General features: G+C 62.4%; 19 protein-coding genes and 2 pseudogenes. 9 read left to right on the top strand and 12 right to left on the bottom strand.

Annotated elements, in window-relative coordinates:
* The coding region (gene phnE, locus EN943_RS22115; RefSeq protein ID WP_127414640.1) for a phosphonate ABC transporter, permease protein PhnE at positions 1-1,167 on the top strand (1,167 nt) is incomplete at its 5' end.
* Between the two features lie 244 nt (positions 1,168-1,411).
* On the opposite strand, the gene EN943_RS22105 is transcribed toward phnE, so the two are convergent.
* The 3 genes from EN943_RS22105 to EN943_RS22095 form a co-directional block, all read right to left on the bottom strand.
* Positions 1,412-2,263 carry a sugar phosphate isomerase/epimerase gene (locus EN943_RS22105; RefSeq protein WP_127414639.1) on the bottom strand — a complete coding sequence of 284 codons (852 nt, stop codon included), beginning with the start codon at positions 2,261-2,263 and terminating at the stop codon, positions 1,412-1,414.
* Between the two features lie 226 nt (positions 2,264-2,489).
* Entirely contained in the window at positions 2,490-3,677 is a 1,188-nt protein-coding gene (locus EN943_RS22100) for a Gfo/Idh/MocA family oxidoreductase (RefSeq protein WP_127414638.1), read from the bottom strand.
* Positions 3,678-3,827: 150 nt separating this feature from the next.
* On the bottom strand, positions 3,828-4,883 hold the full coding sequence (locus tag EN943_RS22095; protein ID WP_127414637.1) for a sugar phosphate isomerase/epimerase: 1,056 nt from the start codon (positions 4,881-4,883) through the stop codon (positions 3,828-3,830).
* Positions 4,884-5,283: 400 nt separating this feature from the next.
* On the opposite strand from EN943_RS22095, the gene EN943_RS22090 reads away from it, so the two are divergent.
* The 5 genes from EN943_RS22090 to EN943_RS22070 are packed head-to-tail and all read left to right on the top strand — an operon-like array spanning position 5,284 to position 9,534.
* Positions 5,284-6,171, top strand: a complete 888-nt coding sequence (locus tag EN943_RS22090) for a sugar phosphate isomerase/epimerase (protein ID WP_127414636.1) — start codon at positions 5,284-5,286, stop codon at positions 6,169-6,171.
* A gap of 59 nt (positions 6,172-6,230) precedes the next feature.
* Positions 6,231-7,400 (top strand): mandelate racemase/muconate lactonizing enzyme family protein, encoded by a 1,170-nt coding sequence (locus EN943_RS22085; RefSeq protein ID WP_127414635.1) that lies wholly within the window; start codon positions 6,231-6,233, stop codon positions 7,398-7,400.
* Between the two features lie 2 nt (positions 7,401-7,402).
* Positions 7,403-8,119, top strand: a complete 717-nt coding sequence (locus EN943_RS22080) for a FadR/GntR family transcriptional regulator (RefSeq protein WP_013529506.1) — start codon at positions 7,403-7,405, stop codon at positions 8,117-8,119.
* A gap of 5 nt (positions 8,120-8,124) precedes the next feature.
* The gene (locus tag EN943_RS22075; protein WP_127414634.1) at positions 8,125-9,105 is read left to right on the top strand and encodes a hydroxyacid dehydrogenase; all 981 of its coding nucleotides are present in this window, start codon (positions 8,125-8,127) and stop codon (positions 9,103-9,105) included.
* 42 nt (positions 9,106-9,147) lie between these two features.
* The gene (locus EN943_RS22070; RefSeq protein ID WP_127414633.1) at positions 9,148-9,534 is read left to right on the top strand and encodes a hypothetical protein; all 387 of its coding nucleotides are present in this window, start codon (positions 9,148-9,150) and stop codon (positions 9,532-9,534) included.
* A gap of 8 nt (positions 9,535-9,542) precedes the next feature.
* On the opposite strand, the gene EN943_RS22065 is transcribed toward EN943_RS22070, so the two are convergent.
* A complete protein-coding gene (locus EN943_RS22065; RefSeq protein WP_127414632.1) occupies positions 9,543-10,850 on the bottom strand; it encodes an amidase in 1,308 nt (435 codons plus the stop codon).
* A gap of 116 nt (positions 10,851-10,966) precedes the next feature.
* Here EN943_RS22065 and EN943_RS22060 point away from each other — a divergent pair, with 116 nt between their 5' ends.
* The gene (locus EN943_RS22060; RefSeq protein WP_127414631.1) at positions 10,967-11,314 is read left to right on the top strand and encodes a GFA family protein; all 348 of its coding nucleotides are present in this window, start codon (positions 10,967-10,969) and stop codon (positions 11,312-11,314) included.
* A gap of 96 nt (positions 11,315-11,410) precedes the next feature.
* Here EN943_RS22060 and EN943_RS22055 read toward each other — a convergent pair.
* Positions 11,411-11,614, bottom strand: a pseudogene (locus tag EN943_RS22055) (MFS transporter); the annotation flags it as partial.
* Between the two features lie 349 nt (positions 11,615-11,963).
* Between EN943_RS22055 and EN943_RS22050 the strand changes: the two are divergent.
* Entirely contained in the window at positions 11,964-12,935 is a 972-nt protein-coding gene (locus tag EN943_RS22050) for an AraC family transcriptional regulator (protein WP_164778311.1), read from the top strand.
* Between the two features lie 153 nt (positions 12,936-13,088).
* Complete coding sequence (locus tag EN943_RS22045) at positions 13,089-13,520, top strand: DUF4437 domain-containing protein (RefSeq protein WP_127414629.1); 432 nt, start codon at positions 13,089-13,091, stop codon at positions 13,518-13,520.
* 118 nt (positions 13,521-13,638) lie between these two features.
* Here the strand turns inward: EN943_RS22045 and EN943_RS22040 are convergent, their stop codons facing one another.
* From EN943_RS22040 to EN943_RS38395, 7 genes and pseudogenes are all read right to left on the bottom strand, one after another.
* Positions 13,639-14,724, bottom strand: coding sequence for an ABC transporter ATP-binding protein (locus tag EN943_RS22040; RefSeq protein ID WP_127414628.1), 1,086 nt, complete (start codon positions 14,722-14,724; stop codon positions 13,639-13,641).
* Positions 14,724-15,827, bottom strand: a complete 1,104-nt coding sequence (locus EN943_RS22035) for an ABC transporter ATP-binding protein (RefSeq protein WP_023812449.1) — start codon at positions 15,825-15,827, stop codon at positions 14,724-14,726. The genes EN943_RS22040 and EN943_RS22035 overlap by 1 nt, the downstream gene beginning before the upstream one ends.
* Complete coding sequence (locus tag EN943_RS22030; RefSeq protein ID WP_027037796.1) at positions 15,824-16,045, bottom strand: hypothetical protein; 222 nt, start codon at positions 16,043-16,045, stop codon at positions 15,824-15,826. Before EN943_RS22030 ends, EN943_RS22035 begins: the two co-directional genes overlap by 4 nt.
* Positions 16,042-17,001: a carbohydrate ABC transporter permease gene (locus tag EN943_RS22025; protein WP_027037797.1), complete on the bottom strand. Its 960-nt coding sequence runs from the start codon at positions 16,999-17,001 to the stop codon at positions 16,042-16,044. Before EN943_RS22025 ends, EN943_RS22030 begins: the two co-directional genes overlap by 4 nt.
* 1 nt (position 17,002) lies before the next feature.
* Entirely contained in the window at positions 17,003-17,908 is a 906-nt protein-coding gene (locus EN943_RS22020) for a sugar ABC transporter permease (protein WP_027037798.1), read from the bottom strand.
* A 65-nt stretch (positions 17,909-17,973) separates the two neighbouring features.
* Entirely contained in the window at positions 17,974-19,290 is a 1,317-nt protein-coding gene (locus EN943_RS22015) for an extracellular solute-binding protein (RefSeq protein WP_027037799.1), read from the bottom strand.
* A gap of 359 nt (positions 19,291-19,649) precedes the next feature.
* Positions 19,650-19,815, bottom strand: a pseudogene (locus EN943_RS38395) (TetR/AcrR family transcriptional regulator); the annotation flags it as partial.

The following is a 19,815-nucleotide window of genomic DNA, read 5'->3' as shown; positions in this document are numbered from 1 at the left end:
CAATGGATCAGCTACGACGTGCAGCCGATCTTCCGCCTCGACGAACCGCAGATCACGGCCAAATATCCACGCTTCTCGGTGCTCGGCCCGAACCCGGATCCGGACTGGGTCAAGACCAATGCCGATGGTTCGGTGACGGTCCTTATCGACGGCACCGCCAAGTCGATCACCTTCACCAAGACGCAGGCGACGATCATTGCCAATGGCGAGACCGTTGCGGTCGCGCTTGGCACCGGCAAGCCGCTGATCTCGGGGCCGGTTCCCGGCTGGATCACCGCGCATGAAGATGAGGTCGTCGCCGACATGGGCTTTGCCGGCGAGGCCCGCGTCGCCGTTGACCGCGTCAGGATCCGCAAGCGTTTTCTCGGCTGGGCAAACTTCGTCTTCGACACGCGCTCGCCTTTCTTCGGCAAGTCGGCAAGCGAAGTCGCCTCGCTGATCGTCTCCGGACCGGAACTGAAACCGGGCACCTCCAATCTGGCGCTGGCCGGCGACAACATCTGGAACAACGCCCAGTGGCAGCATGGCGACGTCTGGACGAAACTCTTGCAGACCATCGTCATGGCCTTTCTCGGCACCATGCTGGGCGGCATCGTCGCCTTCCCGTTGGCCTTCTTCGCCGCCCGCAACATCACGCCCAGCCGGCTGGTCAACCAGGTGCTCAAGCGCTTCTTCGACTTCATGCGTTCCATCGACATGCTGATCTGGGCGCTGTTCTTCACCCGTGCCTTCGGGCCGGGACCGCTGGCGGGCAGTGCAGCCATCTTCTTCACCGAGATCGGCACGCTGGGCAAAACCTATTCCGAGGCGCTGGAGAACATCGACGACAAGCCGCGCGAAGGCATCACTTCGACCGGAGCCAATGGCCTCCTCGTGCAGCGCTACGGCGTGCTGCCGGAAGTGGTGCCGGTGTTCATCAGCCAGACGCTTTATCAGTGGGAATCCAACACCCGCGGCGCCACCATCATCGGCGCTGTCGGCGCCGGCGGCATCGGCCTGAAATTGTGGGAAGCGATGCGCACCAACTCCAACTGGGCCAACGTCTTCTACATGGTGCTGCTGATCCTGGCCGTCGTCTTCATCTTCGACAACATCTCCAACTTCCTGCGCCGCCGGCTGAGCCAGACGATCCACGACTACAACAGGATCCAGGCCGAGCAGGGGTAGCCTTGTGACGCAGAAGCGCAAGTCATCTCGTCCGGCGCCAAAGGGTCGACCCCCACTCCGTCGAGCTGCGCTCGACACCTCTCCCCCGATCGACGGGGGAGAGGAAGGGCGCGAGCCTATGCCGGTTGGCGCCTTTCCTCTCCCTCCGGAGGGGGGAGAGGTGTCTCGGCGAAGCCGAGACGGAGTGGGGGAACCACCTGGCAACCGCCGCGAACGCAATAGAAAATGGGCCATCCGCAGGCGCCTAAGCCGCCTTCTTCCACCCGTTCTTGATATGCCTATACCCATCCCGATAGACCACTTCCGGCGTTTCGGAGAAGTCGCGCCAAACCTTGGTCGCCGCCGCCAAATCCTTGAGCGAACGGCCGAACGCCTCGATCGTCAGCCAGTCGTCATAGCCGCTCTTGCGGATGGCTGAGAATGTTTCTGTCCACGGAATGTTGCCGCGCCCCGGCACGCCGCGATCATTCTCCGAAATATGGATATGCACGACATTCCGGCGGTGTTTCGTGTAGGCGCCGATCGGGTCGGCCTCCTCGATATTGGCGTGGAAGGTGTCGTACATCGCCTTGATGTGCGGCCGGTCGATGGCGTCGATATGCTCCGACAGGTCCGCCATCGTGTTGAGAAGATAGCATTCGAAGCGGTTCAGCGCCTCAAGCCCGATGGTGACGCCTCTCTTGCCGGCATGGTCGCCGATCGCGCGTTGCGAGGCGACCGAGCGCTTCTTCTCGGCAGCCGTCGGCCCTGAGCCGGAAAAGGCGCCGAGCGTCGAATGCAGCGGGCCGCTCAGCGTGCTGGCGCCAAGCGCCTGCGTGCAGTCGATCGCCCATTTCATGTAGTCGACACCGGCCTTGCGCGTCGCCGCATCGGCCGAGATCAAATTCATCGCCGGATCGCCCATGGCCGAAACAGCGGTTCGCTCCAGCCCGATGCGGTCGAGCAGATCGCCGAGCTTTCTATAGTCGTCGGGCGTGCCGGCGAAGATCGGTATCTCGACGCCATCGAAGCCGGTCGCCTTGATGTCGCGCAGCAGTGGCTCGTGTTTCTTCGACACCGCCGTCGTCCACAAGAACATGCACATGCCGATTTTCATCGACGCTCCCTCCCCTTTGACGGCGCACTGGCTGTTCCGCCAGCTTCGCGCCATGCCCCCTCATCCGGCCGCTTCGCGGCCACCTTCTCCCCGAGGGGAGAAGAGACGTAGCGTCGGCGCCAGCACTTCCTCTCCCCTCGGGGAGAGGTCGGATTGCTCCGAATTGCCCTTCGCAATTCGGCTGGCAATCCGGGTGAGGGGGAACCCTCGTTAGCCCGTCACGCGACTAAAGCTTCGTCCATGCCCCATTCTTCTTCGACGACTTCACGCAGGCCTCGATGAAGGCCATGCCCTCGACCCCGTCGTGGATGGTCGGGAAGACGACGTCCTTGGCCGGCTTGCCGCCCTTGCGGCGTGCCGCCCGGATGGCGCGCGCGGCTTCCTGGTAGATGTTGGCGAAACCTTCGAGGTAGCCCTCGGGATGGCCTGACGGCACGCGGCTGACCCGGCCCGCAACCGGCAGCGCGCCGGCGCCATTGCGGGTGATCAGTTGTTTCGGCTGGCCGAACGGTGTGTACCAGAGATAGTTCGGGTCGGCCTGCACCCATTCCAGCCCGCCCTTGGACCCATAGATGCGCAGCTTCAGCCCGTTCTCATGGCCGGGCGCCACTTGGCTTGCCCAGATCATGCCCTTGGCCGGGTGCGTCTTGCCGGCCGGCTTGAAGCGCAGCATGACGTTGACGTTGTCATCGAGAAGCCGGCCTGGCACGAAGGCGTCGAGATCGGCCGACAGGGAGTCCAGTTCCAGCCCCGAAACGAAGCGGGCGAGGTTGTAGGCATGCGTGCCGATATCCCCCAGCGCGCCGCCGGCGCCTGCCTGCTTGGGGTCGGAGCGCCACGCCGCCTGCTTCTGGCCTGTCGCCGCCAAATCCTCGGTCAGCCAGTCCTGCGGATATTCGGACTGCACGATGCGGATGTCGCCGAGCACGCCCTTGGCGACCATTTCGCGTACCTGGCGGATCATCGGATAGGCAGTGTAGTTGTGCGTCAGCACGAACACCTTGCCGGTCTTCTCGACGATCGCCGCTAGCTTTTTCGCCTCGGCCAGCGTCGTCGCCAGCGGCTTGTCGCAGATGACGTGGATGCCGGCCTCGAGGAAAGCTTTTGCCGCCGGCACATGGACATTGTTGGGCGTGACGATGGCCACCGCCTCGATGCCGTCGGGACGCTTCGCCTCGGCCTTGGCCATCTCGGCATAGGAAGCGTAGCTGCGTGCGGGGTCGAGCCCCAGTTCGGCGGCCGAGGCCTTGGCACGGGCCGGATCGGCTGACAAAGCGCCGGCAACCAGCACGAAGTCGTTGTCCAGCCGAGCCGCGATCCGATGCACCGCGCCGATGAAGGCGCCTTGCCCGCCGCCGACCATGCCGTAGCGGATCGGGCCGCCTCCCGTTTCCGACTTCGATGCGCCGACCATGTCTTGCTCCTCGCTGTTGCTCACCTCCCCCTTGAGGGGAGGTCGATCCGCGCAGCGGATCGGGTGGTGTCGTTGAGGCAGAGTTCGGCATGAACCGACCCCTCCCGGCCCTTCGGGCCACCCTCCCCGCCAGGGGGAGGGAAAGTCGAGCTAGATTCCCATCATGGCGCGCAGCAACTTCTTGTCGGTGGTGCCACTGGCGAAGTCGTCAAATGCCTTTTCGGTCACCCGGATGATGTGGTGCTCGATGAACGGTGCGCCTTCGGCCGCACCATCCTCCGGATGCTTCAGGCAGCACTCCCACTCCAGCACCGCCCAGGAATCATAGTTGTACTGCGTCAGCTTGGAGAAGATGCCGCCGAAATCCACCTGTCCATCGCCCAGTGAACGGAAGCGCCCGGCGCGGTTGGTCCAGCTCTGATAGCCGGAATAGACGCCTTGCCGGCCGGTCGGGTTGAACTCGGCGTCCTTGACGTGGAACGCCTTGATGCGCTCGTGATAAATGTCGATGAATTCGAGGTAGTCGAGCTGCTGCAGCAGGAAGTGCGACGGATCGTAATTGATGTTGCAGCGCTTGTGGCCGCCGACCGCATCGAGGAACATCTCGAAGGTGGCGCCGTCGAAAACGTCTTCAGACGGGTGAATTTCATAGCCGACATCGACGCCGTTGTCCTCGTACACGTCGAGAATCGGCTTCCAGCGTTTGCCGAGCTCGCCAAACGCTTCCTCAATGAGTCCAGCCGGCCGCTGCGGGAACGGATAGAGGTAAGGGAAAGCCAACGAGCCGGTAAACGACACTGAAGCATTCAGGCCTAGATTGCGCGATGCCTTAGCGCCGAACTTCATCTGCTCGACAGCCCACTTCTGCCGGGCTGCGGGATTGTTGTGCACCGATGGCGGCGCAAAGCCATCCATCTGCGCGTCATAGGCAGGATGAACCGCGACCAGCTGCCCCTGCAGATGCGTCGACAGTTCGGTGATCTCGACGCCGGCGTCAGCGCAGATGCCTTTCACCTCGTCGCAATAGGCTTTGGAAGAGGCCGCCTTTTTGAGGTCGAACAGCCGCGCGTCCCAGGTCGGGATCTGCACGCCCTTGTAGCCGAGACCGGCCGCCCATTTGGTGATCGACGCCAGTGAGTTGAACGGCGCGGCGTCGCCCGCGAACTGCGCCAGAAACAGCCCGGGGCCCTTCATTGTCGTCGGCATCGGCATCCTCCCTCATTTCTCTCGCGACCGAGCATAGCGCCGATTGGAAACAGGGCCAGCCACTTTGGTCTTTTCTCAACGGGTGCTTGCACGCACCGCCATTCTGGTATTACCAAATATGGAAATCTGGTCAAGCCGTGCAATGCACCACCAAGACCCCAAAATTACCTGATACAGGCCTATATATCTCAATATAATCAAGGAAATAATCCACACCAAAAGTTGCGTCCCAGCGCTTCTTGCCGATCTGGAGATTTTGCTGTAGACCTCGCTTCAGGCCCAATTGGTCGAACCAGTTTGCGAGAAAAGGCTGGGAACGCCTTGGGGAGGAACCTTTGTGTCGCCTTTTGGCGATGCATGTCGCAGGCGAACCATAGAGACGAGTTGGGAAGGACAGACCATGCATCTTTCGACGCACAACTGGATGCGCGCGGAACCCTTGGAAACGACGCTCAAGCGCATCAAGAAATTCGGCTATGAGTCGATCGAGATTTCCGGCGAGCCCGAGCAGTACAAGACCAAGGAAACCCGGGCGCTGCTGAAGGAGCATGGTATTCGCTGCTGGGGTGCGGTGACCCTGATGCTCGGCGAGCGCAACCTTGCCGCCAGGAACCAGGGCCAGCGCGAGCGTTCCGTTCAGTATGTCAAGGACGTGCTGACCATGGTCAGCGAACTCGATGGCGAGATCATCACGCTGGTTCCGGCGACCGTCGGCAAGGTCGTGCCTGACGGCACCGAGGAAGAAGAATGGAAGTGGGTCGTCGACGCCACCCGCGAATGCTTCACCCACGCCAAGAAGGTCGGCGTCAAGATTGCGGTCGAACCGCTCAACCGCTTCGAGACCTATCTGTTCAATCGCGGCGCCCAGGCGCTGGCTTTGGCCGACGCGGTCAGCCCCGAATGCGGCGTCTGCCTCGACGCCTACCACCTCCATATGGAAGAGTTTAACGTCTACGACGCGATCCGGCAGGCCGGAAAGCGCCTGTTCGACTTCCATGTCGCCGACAACAACCGCTTCGCCGCCGGCCTCGGCCAGATCGACTGGCCGAAGATCGTCGCCACCTTGCGCGAGATCGGCTACGACGGCGCGCTGACCAATGAGTTCGTCGCGCCCGTCGACCGGACGCCGGCCGCCCCCTATCCCGACATGGTCGAGCGTAATCCGGTCGACATCTCGCCCGAACAGCTGAAGTTCATCCAGGACCACGGCTCCAGTGTGCTCACCGAGAAATTCTACACCGACCAGATGCGCATCAACGCCGAAACGTTGCTGCCGCTGATCAAGTAGTCGACTGCCTCAGGGAAATTCGCCCTTCCGCCCTGACCGGCGCAGGGCTGGGGAAGAATATGCGTATCAAGTCCGTCCAAGCCTGGTGGATCCGCGTTCCGATCGAAGCCGCTCGGCAGCACCGCAGCGACTTCGGTCAGGTGACGACCTTCGACGCCGCCATCCTGCGCATCGAGACCGATGACGGGCTGGTCGGCTGGGGCGAAGGCAAGAACGCCGCCGGCAGCGCCGGCAGCTACGGCGCCCTCGTCCACATGCTGAACCATGAGGTCGGGCCGCAACTGGTCGGCCGCGATCCGGCCGACATCGGCGTCATCTGGGAGATGCTCTACAATGGCGTGCGCCACGACAGCGCAGCGCGCGGCGGTCACGCCATGCCGCAGCTGGCGCGGCGCGGCATGAGCATCGCGGCGATCAGCGCCGTCGACATCGCGCTGTGGGACATCCTTGGCAAATCGCTTGGCGTTCCTGTCTGGCGGCTGCTCGGCGGCCGCAAGCTCGATCGCATGCCGGCTTACGCGTCCGGCGGCTGGGCGGCCGCCGACGCCATCGGCGAGCAGTTGAAATCCTATATCGCCAAGGGCGGTTTCAAGGCACTGAAGATGCGGGTTGGCGCCATGGACGGCGCGGCGCACATCTCCGCCACCCGCGTGCGCGCCGCACGGCAGGCGCTCGGCCCCGATATCGAACTGATGGTCGACGCGCACGGCACCTATACGGTGGCGGAAGCAAAACGCTTCATCCACCTCGTCAACGACCTCGACCTCGCCTGGTTCGAGGAACCTGTTATCGCCGACGACAAACCCGGCATGGCCGAGGTGCGGGCATCCGGCGTCGTCCCCATCGCCACCGGCGAAAGCGAGGCGACCCGCTACGCCTTCCGCGACCTCGCCGTGCTCAAAGCCGCCGACATCTTCCAGCCCGATCCGGCTTTTTGCGGGGGCATCAGCGAAGCGATGAAGATCGGCACCATCGCCAGCGCCTTCAATCTGCGCTTTGCACCGCATCTGTGGGCCGGCGCGCCCTGTTTTTTCGCAGGCTTGCATGTCTGCGCCGCCTCGCCGTCGAGTTTTACCGTCGAGTATTCGCTCGGCGCCAACCCGATGATCCATGATCTGGTCGAAGAGACTGTCGAAGCCAAGGACGGTATGATAGCGATCCCGGAAAAACCGGGTCTGGGATTCACCATTTCGGAGCGGTTCCTGGAGGCGCACGCGCAACGCGGTTGACGATGAAAGAAAAGAACCTCCTCGCGGAACTCGCTGCCTACCTGTTCTCCCATTCGGACAAGGAGAGCGGCCGAACGCCATCGGAGCGCGAACTGGCGGAGCATTTCGCCGTCAGCCGCGGTCAGATCCGCGAGGCGCTGGCTATCCTGGAGGCCATGCGCATCGTTGAGCGCCGGGCCAAGTCCGGCATCTACATCGACACCAAGCAGGCCAGTGTAGAGGCCATGGCGCTCTTTGCCCGCGCGGGCCTGCCGCTCGACCCGATCCAGATCTACGAGACGGTCGAACTGCGCAAGATCCACGAGATCAAGGCGGCCGAACTTGCCTGTTCGCGTGCCACGGAGGAGAATTTCGAGCGGCTGCGCGAAATCCTGAAGGCTTCGGAAGAGCGCATCGCCGCCGGCGAAGGGCTTGCCAGGGAAGACCGCGAATTCCACCTCGAAATCGTGCGCGCCACCAAGAATAGCGTCTTTCACAATGTCTGCAGCGTCTACTACATGATGGGCGAGCAGCGCCTGCCGATTTATTTCAACGACCCCGAGCGCAACGTGCGCTCGCATGCCGAGCATATCCAGATCTATGAGGCGCTGCTGCGCCGCGACGGCAATCTCGCCCAGGCGCTGATGAGCGCCCATCTGCAGGGCGCTGAGAGCTACTGGAAGGGCCTGATCGAGGGCCATGGCGAGGAGCCGCAAAGCCCGGCGCTCGAAAAAGCTTGACCGACATGGCCCGTATTCTCACGACCCACGCCCTGCATCCGCGCGCCTCGGCCATGCTGGCCGGCGCCGGCGAACTCGTCGTCGCCTCCGCCATCGATCCGGCCACATTGGCCGCCGAGGCGAAAAATGCCGACATCGTCATCGTGCGCGCGCCGCTGCCACCACAGCTTTTCGACGGCGCAAAGCTGCTGCGGGCGGCAATCCGTCATGGCGCCGGGCTCGACATGATCCCGATGGAAGCAGCGACGGCCGCCGGCGTGCTGGTGGCGAATGTGCCGGCGGTCAATGCCCGCTCGGTTGCCGAACACGTCATGTTCGCGGCGCTCGCTTTGCTGCGCAACTTCCGCGTCGTCGACCGCGACCTGCGCAGCAAAGGCTGGCTCGCCGGCCGCGAGCACGCCAATTCCAACATCGAGCTTGCCGGCAAGACGATCGGCATCGTCGGCCTCGGCGCCGTCGGCCAGGCGGTCGGCCATATCGCCGCGCACGGCTTCGACCTGAAGGTGGTGGCAACGACGCGCAGCATGCAGCCGGCGCCGGAGAAGGTCGGCTTCCTGTCGATCGACGCTCTCGTAGAGCAAAGCGACATCATCGTTCTGTGCTGTCCGCTGACGCCGGAAACGCGCGGTCTGATCAGCCGTGAGCGGATCGCGCGCATGAAGCCGCATGCGCTGCTGATCAACGTGTCGCGCGGACCGGTCATCGATGACGACGCGCTGATCGAGGCCTTGCAGAAACGGCGCATCGGCGGCGCCGCGCTCGACGTGTTTTCGACGCAGCCGCTGCCGTCGAACCATCCCTATTTCGGCTTCGACAATGTCATCATCACGCCGCACATGGCGGGGATCACCGAGGAATCGATGATGCGCATGGGCGTCGGCGCGGCGGGTGAAGCCTTGCTGGTGCTGGCGGGCAAGCTGCCGGTCAATCTGCGCAATCCCGAAGTGGTCGATCACTACCGGCGGCGGTTTCCGGCGAGCCTGTAACACATCGCGGTTTCGCCCCAATTTTCCGCGACGTTGAGAGCCATGTCCGATCCACGCCTCGCATCCCTGGTAGTCGTCGTGTGTTCACTCTGCGCCATGCCGTCATTCGCGGCCGAAAGCAGCTATGTCTCTTGTGACAACGGGCTGCGCTGCTTCAAGGCGCCCTGCCCGTCCAGCAGCGCACTCGACCTTGCCACCGGGGCGATCATCAAGGGCGTGTCGATCGACGCCAGCGGATTGCCGCAGGCCGACAAGGCGATAACCGATCTTTCCGACGCGCTTTATGCCGGAAAGATCGTCGTCAGGGGCTCGATCGAGCACCGCACCCAGACGATCACCGGCAAGAAGTACAATCTCCCCTGGCTTGTCGCGACCCGTATCGTGCGCACCGCCAAGGACAGCGAACGCAAGCACTGTTCGTCGCACTGATAGGCGGTTCAGCCCTGGTCACGCGCGCCAAGCAGCTGCTCTATTTCAGCCGCAATCCGCAGCAGGCGCCGGTCATGCCCGTTGCGCGCCACCAGCATCAAGCCGGCGGGCAGCGTCATTCCTGGCATCGGCAGCGAGATTGCGCAGAGATCGAACTGGTTGGCGACCTGCGTGTTGCGTAGCAACAGGCCTTCGGTGCGGTCGCGCAGCTCGGCGTCGTCAGACATCGAGACGATGGTCGGCGCCGTCACCGGTGTGGTCGGCAGAGCCAGCACATCGACCAAGGACAGCCGCTCGTCCATGGCGGCGACGAGTGCTGTGCGACGGCGCATTGCCCTGATGTAGACAGGCGTCGGCAGCATTGCCGCCCGCGACAAAGGTCCACTGACATGCGGGTCGACCGGCATCGATGCCCCTGTCGCCAGCCAGTCGGCATGCACTTCGGCCCCTTCCATCGCAGCGATCGAGCCACGCTTGGTGGCCGCGCGCAAATCGGCAAGCAGATCATCGATCGATAAGCCTGCGATCCGCGCGCCCGTCTGCTCGATCTTGCCAAGGCAGCGGTCGAACGCGGTCGCCACCTCGTCTTCCGTCTCTTCGAAAAGGACGCCGCGCGGAATGCCTATGCGAAGCCCTGCAAGGGCAATCGGCGTCAGCGCGGTCGCCACCTCACCGGCCATCACGGCGTCGGCGGCGGCACACTGGGCGACGGTTTTGGCAAGCGGGCCGATCGAGTCCAGCGTGGCGGACAGCGGGAACGCACCGGCGAGCGGCACGCGTCGCGCCGTCGGCTTGAAGCCGACGACACCGTTGAGTGAGGCCGGAATGCGTATCGAACCGCCGGTGTCGGAACCGATCGATATTTCGCTCGTCGCCTCGCCGACGGAAACGCCTGCGCCTGAGGAAGAACCGCCCGGAATGCGGCTGGCGTCCACAGCATTGCCAGGCGTGCCGAAATGCTGGTTGTCGCCGATCGCGGTGAAGGCGAATTCGGTCATGTTGGTCTTGCCGATAATGACCGCGCCGGCCTGCCGCAGCCGGCTGACGATGGCCGCGTCGCGTTGGGCGAATGCCGCGGTCTTGCGCATCAGCGACCCGGCCGTGGTCGCCTCGCCGGCGACATCGAACAGGTCCTTGACCGAGACGATGGTGCCGTCGAGCGGCCCGAGCCTCACCCCTGCCCGGTTACGGGCATCGCTGGCATCAGCCGCGGCCCGTGCGGCTTCGGCATAGAGCTTCGTGAACACGCGCTCTTCGCCGGCACGAGCAGCGAGGCGCGCGAGAATGGTTTCCAGATGATCGCGGACGGATTGCATTTTGGTGTCGGACTCCGGACGCCTTGAACGTCTTAAGGGTGCAGCCTGTGCATGGCTTGCCGAGACTTAACCCGGCGCAGGCGGTTTTGCACCCTGTCGAATGCGAGGAAAATCCGATGCTCTACAAAGGCAGCTGCCACTGCGGCAAGGTCGCCTTCGAATTCAAGGCCGAACTGACCGGCGCCATCAGGTGCAATTGCTCGATCTGCTCGCGCAAGGGCACCTTGTTGTGTGCCATCCCGCACGGGACCTTGCGGGTCCTGGCCTGGGGCGATGATTTGGGCATCTACACATTCGGCAATCATGCCATCGCGCACCGGTTCTGCCGGGCCTGCGGCATCCATCCCTTTGCGGAGGATGTCCGCGAGGGCCGCGAACGCAGCGCCTACATCAACATCAACTGCGTCGCCGATCTCGACCCCTCGACCCTGTCGGTCTTCGATTTCGACGGGCGGTCGGCCTGAGTTCGTTCGTCGCTGCCATCACAACGTCGCCGGCCCGAAAACCGTGATGGTTCTCGGGCCGACGCGCAGTGTCAGGGAAGCCTGATTGCCTCCAGGCTACTCGGCCTGCTTCGGGCCGCGCAGGAACACCACGATGGCCGCCAGCAATGTCGCCGCGCCGCAATAGGCGAAGGCACTGGCGACGCCGGTGTGGTCGACCAGCAGACCACCGAAGACGGCGCCGAGCGCGATCGCCACCTGGAACGTCGCCACCATCAGTCCACCGGCGCTTTCTGCCTGGTCGGGTGCTGCCCGCACCAGCTTTTTTGCCCGGCAGCTTTTCGCGATAGGAATTTTTTCTTGACTCGGTGATCTCAGCTATGGTACATATTTGTCTATGGTGCTGATTTGCGCCAGTGACCCGCCGCACAGGCGGGTTTTTCGTTTAATGCTCCGTCAGCCAACGCCCGGCGAAGGCTCCGAAGAAACTCATCGACCCGAGCTCGTTGCCCTGAGCTGACGCATGCAGGCCGTGACGGACTGATGATTCCAGGCTAAAGCAATTCCAGGAAAAGTGAGAAGCGGTTTTCCGTCCGGAATTGCGTCAAAACAAAGAGGTAGAGCGGTTCAACGTTTCCGTTAAACGATGAACCGCTCTAAAAAAATCCGTATGGTTTTCACCTCGCCCAAGACTGGCCTGCCGGCCTCGGACGGTCCGCTCACCGACATCTTGCGCGGATTGCGGCTTGATGGCGTCGACTATGGCCGCTGCGAACTTTCAGAGCCATGGGCCGTGTTGTTTCCAGCCCAGAAGGCAGCAAGGTTTCACTTTATCGGCCGCCGCCAATGCTGGCTGTTTTCGCCACCCGGGGAATGGATTGAGCTGACACCCGGCGATGCGTTGCTTTTGCCGCGCGGTGCCGAGCACGTCGTTGCCAGCGCGCCTGGCATTCCTGCCGTGCCGATCGAAAGCTACACTGTCGAGCCTTTGCAGGACAATTTGTTCAATGTCTCCAACGGCGGCCACGGCCCGAAAACCCTGCTGTTTTGCGGCAGCATGCACTTCAACCTGGACGGATCGCACCCCTTGCTGGGCATGATGCCGGACATGATGCGCGCCAGGGAATTGATGGCTGGCGAGCCAGGTATTCCGCATCTGCTGGAAGCCATGGCCGCCGAGGTGATCATGAACAGGGCCGGCTCTGGCGGCATGCTGGCGCGGCTGGCCGACGTGCTGGCTGCAAGCATCATCCGTTCCTGGGTAGAAAACAGTGGCGGCGAGACCAGAGGCTGGATCGCGGCGATCAAGGATCGCGACATCGGCCGCGTACTTGCCACCATTCATCTGCAGCCCGACAGGAACTGGACTGTCGAAGCGCTCGCGCGCGAAATGGGCGCCTCGCGATCGGCCTTCGCCGAACGCTTCACGGCCATCGTTGGCGAAACACCTGCGAGATATGTCGCCCGGATACGCATGCACCAGGCGCGGCAATGGCTGATCGACGATCGGATGCGGATATCGGTGGTCGCCGCCAGACTGGGTTACGATTCCGAAGCGTCGTTCAGCCGGGCGTTCAAGCGCATCATAGGCATCGCGCCCAGCCACCTTCGCACCGTCGATGGCACCTCCGAAAACCGCTGAGGCGATCCCGGATCGGCGGCCGTGGATTGCCGAGTCTGGATGAATTGCCAAGCCTTCCGGACGCAATGCCATTGCCGGACCACCCGCATGCAATAGCTTGCCAGAACCAAGCAGCCAGAGGCCGGCAGAAAGCCGGTCCGAAGAGGAGAACCAATGCCAAATCATCCGAAGCTCATCGCACTCGCCGTCATGCTTGCGGTTCCCGGGCGCGCCTTTGCCCTCGAGGACAGCTACCTGCCGGCCGACAAGATCCCCTATGTCGCGGAAGTACCCGACCAGCCGCATCGCCTTGGCCCTTTGTGGGGCGAGCGGGCCAAGGGTCCGGCAGGCACGTTGCTGAAGGTTCCCGGCAACTGGCGCGCACCGGTCCATGCGCACACCGCGGATTATCGCGCGGTGGTCATAAAGGGGCTGTGGGCGCACTGGCAGATGGATGGCGGCGAGGCGACCAAGGTCGAACTGGCTCCTGGATCCTACTGGACCCAGAAAGCCAATGAGATGCATGACGACGCCTGCGTCTCCGACACGGAATGCGTGATCCTGCTGATCAACGACACGCCCTACGAAACCTACTTCCAGAAATAGGCTGGGATGCGGCCTAACGCATGTCGCCCAAAAGTGACCTCGGTTTTTTGGGAGAACGACATGCACAAAAACAAAGACCTAAAGCGCGTCGCATGAATCCGTTTCAGCGCGACGCGCTTTATGAGGCGTGTCGCAAGCTGACGCCGCTCCCCTTGTCGAACAGCACCACCTTGTCGGGGTTCCAGGCAAAGCGCACCGCCTGCTCGATCGCCACATCGGTCCTGGCCGGCACGGTGGCACGCAGCGTCGCATCGCCAACGCGCAGCGTCAGGATCTTTTCGACGCCATGGTTCTCGACGTCGTGGACACGCGCCTCGACCGGCGCACCGCTCTCGAGATAGACGTCCTCGGGACGAATGCCGAAGACGAGCGGGCGACCATCGGTCGCCGCGCCCGTCTTCGTACCCCCCGAAAAAGGCAGTTCGAAATTCAACGGCGCCATCACCGCGCGACCATTCACGAGCTTGCCGTCGATAAGGTTCATCGGCGGCGAGCCGACGAAGCTCGCCACATAGGTGTCGCGCGGATTGTTGTAGATCTCGTGTGGTGTGCCGGTCTGGACGATGCGGCCATGGTTGAGCACGCCGACCTTGTCGCCCATAGACATCGCTTCAATCTGATCGTGGGTGACGAACAGGAAGGTGGCGCCGAGCTGCATCTGCAGGTTCTTCAGTTCAGTCCGCAGCGCCTCGCGCAGCTTGGCGTCGAGCGCAGACAGCGGCTCGTCCATCAGGAACACACGCGGCTTGCGCACGATGGCGCGGCCGATCGAGACGCGCTGCATCTCGCCGCCGGACAGCCGATCCGTCTTTCGGTCGAGCAGATGCTCGATCCGCAGCGTGCGGGCGGCGCGGTCGACGCGATCCTTGATCTCGGCGTCGGGCAGCCGGCGGATCTTCGGCTTCAGCGGGAATTCGAGATTTTCACGCACAGTGTAGCGCGGATAGAGCGAGTATTGCTGCAGCACCAGCGCCACGTCACGCTCGGCCGCACCCCAGTCGGCGACGTCGACGCCGTCGATGAAGACCTGGCCTTCGCTCGGCTTTTCCAGGCCGGCGACGAGCCGCAGCGTCGTCGTCTTGCCGGCGCCCGTTTCGCCCAGCAGCACGAAGAATTCGCCATCGGCAATATCGAGATCGAGCCCGGTGAGCGCAGTGTGGTTGCCGAAGGTCTTCGAGATGTTCTTGAGCTGGATATGGGCCATCAGAGTCTCACCTCAAGCGACTTGCCGCTTGCCTTGTCGAAGAAGTGCGCCTGGGTCGGGTCGATCCTGGCGAAGACCCTTTCACCGGGTCCGGCAACGAAGCCGCTCTTGGTGCGGGCCCGCAGCAACTCGGTTCCGACCTTGAGATCGACGATGTCGAAGGAGCCGAGCGGCTCGACGATATGCGTGTCGACAGGCACGAAGCCCTCGGTCGCCTCGCGCCGAATGAGCACGCCCTCCGGGCGGATGCCCAGCGCGAGCTGCCGCCCGGCATGGCCGTTGAGCTTCGACAGCAATGCCTGCGGAAATTCGAAGCCGGAAGCCGCGCCGCCGACCGTTACCGAGACCGCGGATCCGGTCTCGGCGACTGCTGCATCGGTGACATTCATCACCGGGCTGCCGACGAATTGCGCCACGAACAGATTTGCCGGCTGCGAATAGACCTCGTCCGGCGTGCCGACCTGCTGCAAGACGCCTGCGTGCATGATGACGATGCGGTCGGCCAGGCTCATGGCCTCGATCTGGTCGTGCGTGACATAGATGGTGGTCGAGCCCTGCTTGATGTGCAGCCGCTTGATTTCCGCACGCATCTCCTCGCGCAGCTTGGCGTCAAGCGCGCCGATCGGCTCGTCCATCAGCATGGCCTTCGGCCGCCGCACCAGCGCCCGGCCGATGGCGACGCGCTGCATGTCGCCACCCGAGAGCGCCGACGGCTTCTTGTCCAGCAGGTCGGTGATCTGCAGCGTCTTGGCGACGGAGCGAACCTCGCTGTCGATCTCCGTCTTGCTCTTGCGCGTGGCACGCAAGGGGAAGGCGATGTTCTCGTAGACGCTCATATGCGGATAGAGCGAGAAAGACTGGAACACCATGGCGATGTCGCGGTCGGCGGCCTTCAAATGCTGCACCGGCTTGCCGTCGATGAAGATGTCGCCCTCGTCGATGGTTTCCAGCCCGGCGATGGCGCGCAGCGTAGTCGTCTTGCCGCAGCCCGACTGGCCGAGCAGCACGATGAACTCGTTGTCGGCGATCTTGAGGTTCAGGTCCTTGATGACCTGGACGGCGCCGAAGAATTTCTGGACGCCGCGAAGCTCGATCTGGGTCAATGCTGTGCTCCCGGATTGCGCACCTGGCCGGTGCCGGCCTTTTCCTCGGGCGCGATCTTGGAGGTCACGTTGAAGCCGACGAGTCCGATCAGGATGATGGTCAGGCCATAGCTGTGCAGCAGCATGCTCCAGGGCTGGCAGAGCGCGATGATGCCGAGCACCATCAGGATCTGCGATCCGGGCTCAAGGTATTTCTGGTTGATGGCGCGAAAACTCATTTGCGGATCGCTCCGAAGGACATGCCGCGCAGCAGATGGTTGCGAAGCAGGAAGGTGAAGATGGCGACCGGCAGCAGGAACAGGAAGGTTCCAGAGGCGATCACCGTCCAGTCCGGCAGGCCCGAACCGACCTGGCTCGGGATGAAGGGAGGCGCGGTCTGGGCGCGGCGGTTGGTCATGATCAGCGCGAAGGCGTATTCGTTCCACGCGGTGATGAAACAGAACACGGCGGTGGCGGCGATGCCCGTGGCGGCCTCCGGCAGCACGATCTTGAAGAACGCCTCCATGCGCGTGTAGCCGTCGACAAGCGCTGCCTCTTCATATTCCTTCGGAATCTCGTCCATGAAACCCTTCATCAGCCATACGGAGAAGGACAGGTTGAAGGCGGTGTAGAGAATGATCAGGCCCAGATGCGTGTCGTTGAGACCGACTGCCCGGTACATCAGGAACATCGGAATGGCGACCACCACCGCCGGCAACATGCGCGTCGACAGGATGAAGAAGAGCAGGTCCGCCTCCCCTTTCACCTTGAAGCGCGAGAAGCCATAGGCAGTGAATGTCCCCATGCCGACCGCCAACACCGTCGAGGTGATGGCGATGATGAGCGAGTTCAGGAAGCGGCTCGGATATCCCGACCATTGCACCTGGCCCTTGCCGTCGCGCACGATCTTCTCGCCGCCGTCGAACACGACGCGCTCCCACCACGGGGCGGCGGCATATTCTTCGGCCGACGGCGGGCTGCGCAACTGTGAGCGCTTTGTGAAAAGTTTGACGAAAGGCGAGATGGTCGGCTCGAACATCACGGTCGGCGGGATCGTCGTGGCCAGGTTGCGTGGCTTGAACGAGGTCGACACGATCCAGTAGATCGGCGCCAGGAAGATGATCGTCACCAAAAGGACGGCGACAATAGCGACCTTGTTGAGCGCCCGTTCACCCGAAGTCTGGACGGCCGCCATCTCAGCGCTCCTTAACTTTGTTGAGGTATTTCACATAGATGTTGGTGATCGCCAGCACCATGATCAGCACGATATAGGCAAGCGCGCAGGAGCGCCCCGTCTGCCATTCCTGGAAAGCCATCTTGTAGAGACGGATGGAAATCACCTCGGTGCTCGGCTGCGTCGACAGCACATAGGCAAGATCGAAAGTCTTGAAGGCTTCCATGGTGCGGAAGATGACCGCGATCATCAGGATCGGCGCGACCAGCGGCAGCGTGATGCGGAAGAAGGTATAGAACGGCCCGGCGCGGTCGATCGCGGCAGCTTCATAAAGATGCTTCGGCACCGCCGAAAGCCCGGCGAGCGACAACAGCATGACGAAGGGCGACCACATCCAGATGTCTGTGAACGCGACCGCGTAGAGCGCCATCTTCGGATCGCCCAGCCATTGGAATTTGCCGAGGTCGAGCACGTAGTTGATGACACCCCACGACGGATCGTAGAGCAGTTTCCAGAACAGGCCGACCACCGCCATCGAAAGCATCATCGGCAAGAGCAGCAATGTCGTGATCAGGCCCTTGAGCGGAATGGTGCGATTGAGCAGCATCGCCGTTCCAAAGCCGACGACAACCTGACCGAGGACCGAGACGATGACGTATTTCGCGGTCACCGCGAAATTGTTCCAGATATAAGGATCGCTGAGGAGCTCGCGATAGTTCTTCAGTCCGACGAAATTGGCCGGCGCATTGGTCGATGCGCGGAAGTCGGTGAAGGAATAGCCGAGCGAATAGATCAGCGGAAAGATGTTGAAGACGATCAGGAACACGATCGTCGGGATGATGAAAAGGTTGCGTATCGATATGTCGCTGAGGCCGCGAGAGGCGGCTCTGGAGGAGGTATTCAGCGGTGTGATCATTGTGGTCGCCAAGACCTGCTCCCATTCCTGAAAAAGAAAACGGAGGAGGCACGGGCCTCCTCCGCACTACATGTCGGTTATTGGCCGCGGCCGTATTTCTTGAACGTGGCGTCCCAATCCTTCGCCAGCGCATCCAGCATTTCCTTGGCCGTACCATCGCCGTTTACGATGTACGGATAGACACGCTGGTTGAGCTGCTGCAGCAGTTCCGCATATTCCGGCACCGCCCAGAAGTCCTTGACCTTGAACATCGTGTCGTAGAAGGCCTTGTTATAGGGCGTGGCGTTCTGGAACTCGGCCGATTCCAGCACGGCCTTGTTGCAGGTGTAGCCGCCGAGGGCCGCCCACTTCTTCTGCGTATCGTCCTGGATGAACCACTTCAGGAATTTCATCGCCTCTTCCTTGTTGTTGGAATAGGAGACGACGGAAATGCCCTGGCCGCCGAGCGCGGCGAACTGCTCGCCACCTGGACCTGCCGGGTTGGCGAAGAAGCCGGTGTTCTTGGCATGCGGGTTCGACGCCTCGTTGATCAACGAGGGGAAGAAGGCGAAGTAGTTCATGCTCATCGCCGCCAGGCCTTCGGTGATGGCCTGGTTGTTCTCGACGAAAAAGGCGTTGGTCCAGCCCGGAGGCGTGAAGCCGAACAGCTTGCGGTAGTTTTCTGCCGCGGCTACCGCCTTGTCCGAGTTGATGATGCCGTCGACCTTGTAGGTGCCGAAGTCGCCGAGCTCACCGCCATACGAGAACAGCGCGTTCTCGAAGCCCATCGCCAGGCCGTCATACTGGTTCTGGGTGTAGATGGCGATGCCGTAGCGGTTCTGGTCGGGTCTGTTGAAGAACTCCGCGATGTCGGTCATTTCCTTGAAGGTCTTGGGAACGGCAAGGTCGTAGCCATACTTGGCCTTGAACGCTTCCATTTCCTTCGGGTCCTCGAACCAGTCCTTGCGGTAGGCCCAGCCCACGGCGTCGCCCTCGGCGGGGATCGACCAGTATTTGCCGCTGTTGCCGGGATATTCGGAGTAGAACTTGACCGTCGCCGGAGCCATCTTGTCGAGAACCTGGTTCTCTTTGACGAAGTCGGTGAGGTCGACATAGTGACCGCCCTCGGAGGCGGCACCAAGCCATTGCGAGTCGCCGACGACCAGGTCATAGGCACTGCCCTTGGCGTTGAACTCGGTGAAGGCCTTGGTCTGGAAATCGGCCCACGGGGTGGTTTCCACCGTGATCTTGACGCCGGTTTGCTTCTCGTACTCGTTGCCGAGTTCCTGCAGATAGTTTGCGGGATCCCATTCAGCCCAGAAGATGGTGAGTGACTTTTCCTGCGCGTAAACGGACGTTCCGCAGGCAAGCGTTAAGCCGATACCAGCAAGTACGCTGGTCACTAACTTGCGCATAATGATTTCCTCCCTTGTGCGCGTTCTACCTTATCGTGCGAGCCGGCGACGTGGCCGGCCCTGGTAGTTCCTCCCGTGATCGCACCTTTCCGGTTTCGAGCCTCCTCGCCCCGCCGGAAAATGGATCGCAGCCCTCACTTTCGATCCGCTTTTCTGATCCAATCTGGTATTACCAATTTTGCATGCACGTCAAGCCCTTTCTTGTCAGCTTGACGTGGCCATTGCCATCGGATTCCGGCTTTATCTGCCTGTTTTACCAAGATTTTCCTACTCAGTGATATGATTGGGTATTGTCCGACACCCCACCCAACGGCTAAGATCGGTAGTGCGCATGCCAATCTGGTCGAACCAGTTAGGCCCTATTTCATGACTACCTTCGGATCGAGGCCGCCTCCTTCATCGACCGATTCCGCGACTGCCGCACGCACCAGCGCGCCTGCCGCCCACTGTGCGACCGACATCGTCCGGCGGCTGTCCAGCCCCCATATATCCTCGAGCCCGATCAGCACCTCGCAGCCGAAGATA

The organism is Mesorhizobium sp. M7A.F.Ca.US.006.01.1.1 (assembly GCF_003997935.1).
In the GTDB taxonomy this organism is placed as follows: Bacteria; Pseudomonadota; Alphaproteobacteria; order Rhizobiales; family Rhizobiaceae; genus Mesorhizobium.
Note: the sequence above shows the minus strand (reverse complement) of the source record. Positions and strands in the feature narration are given on the sequence as shown.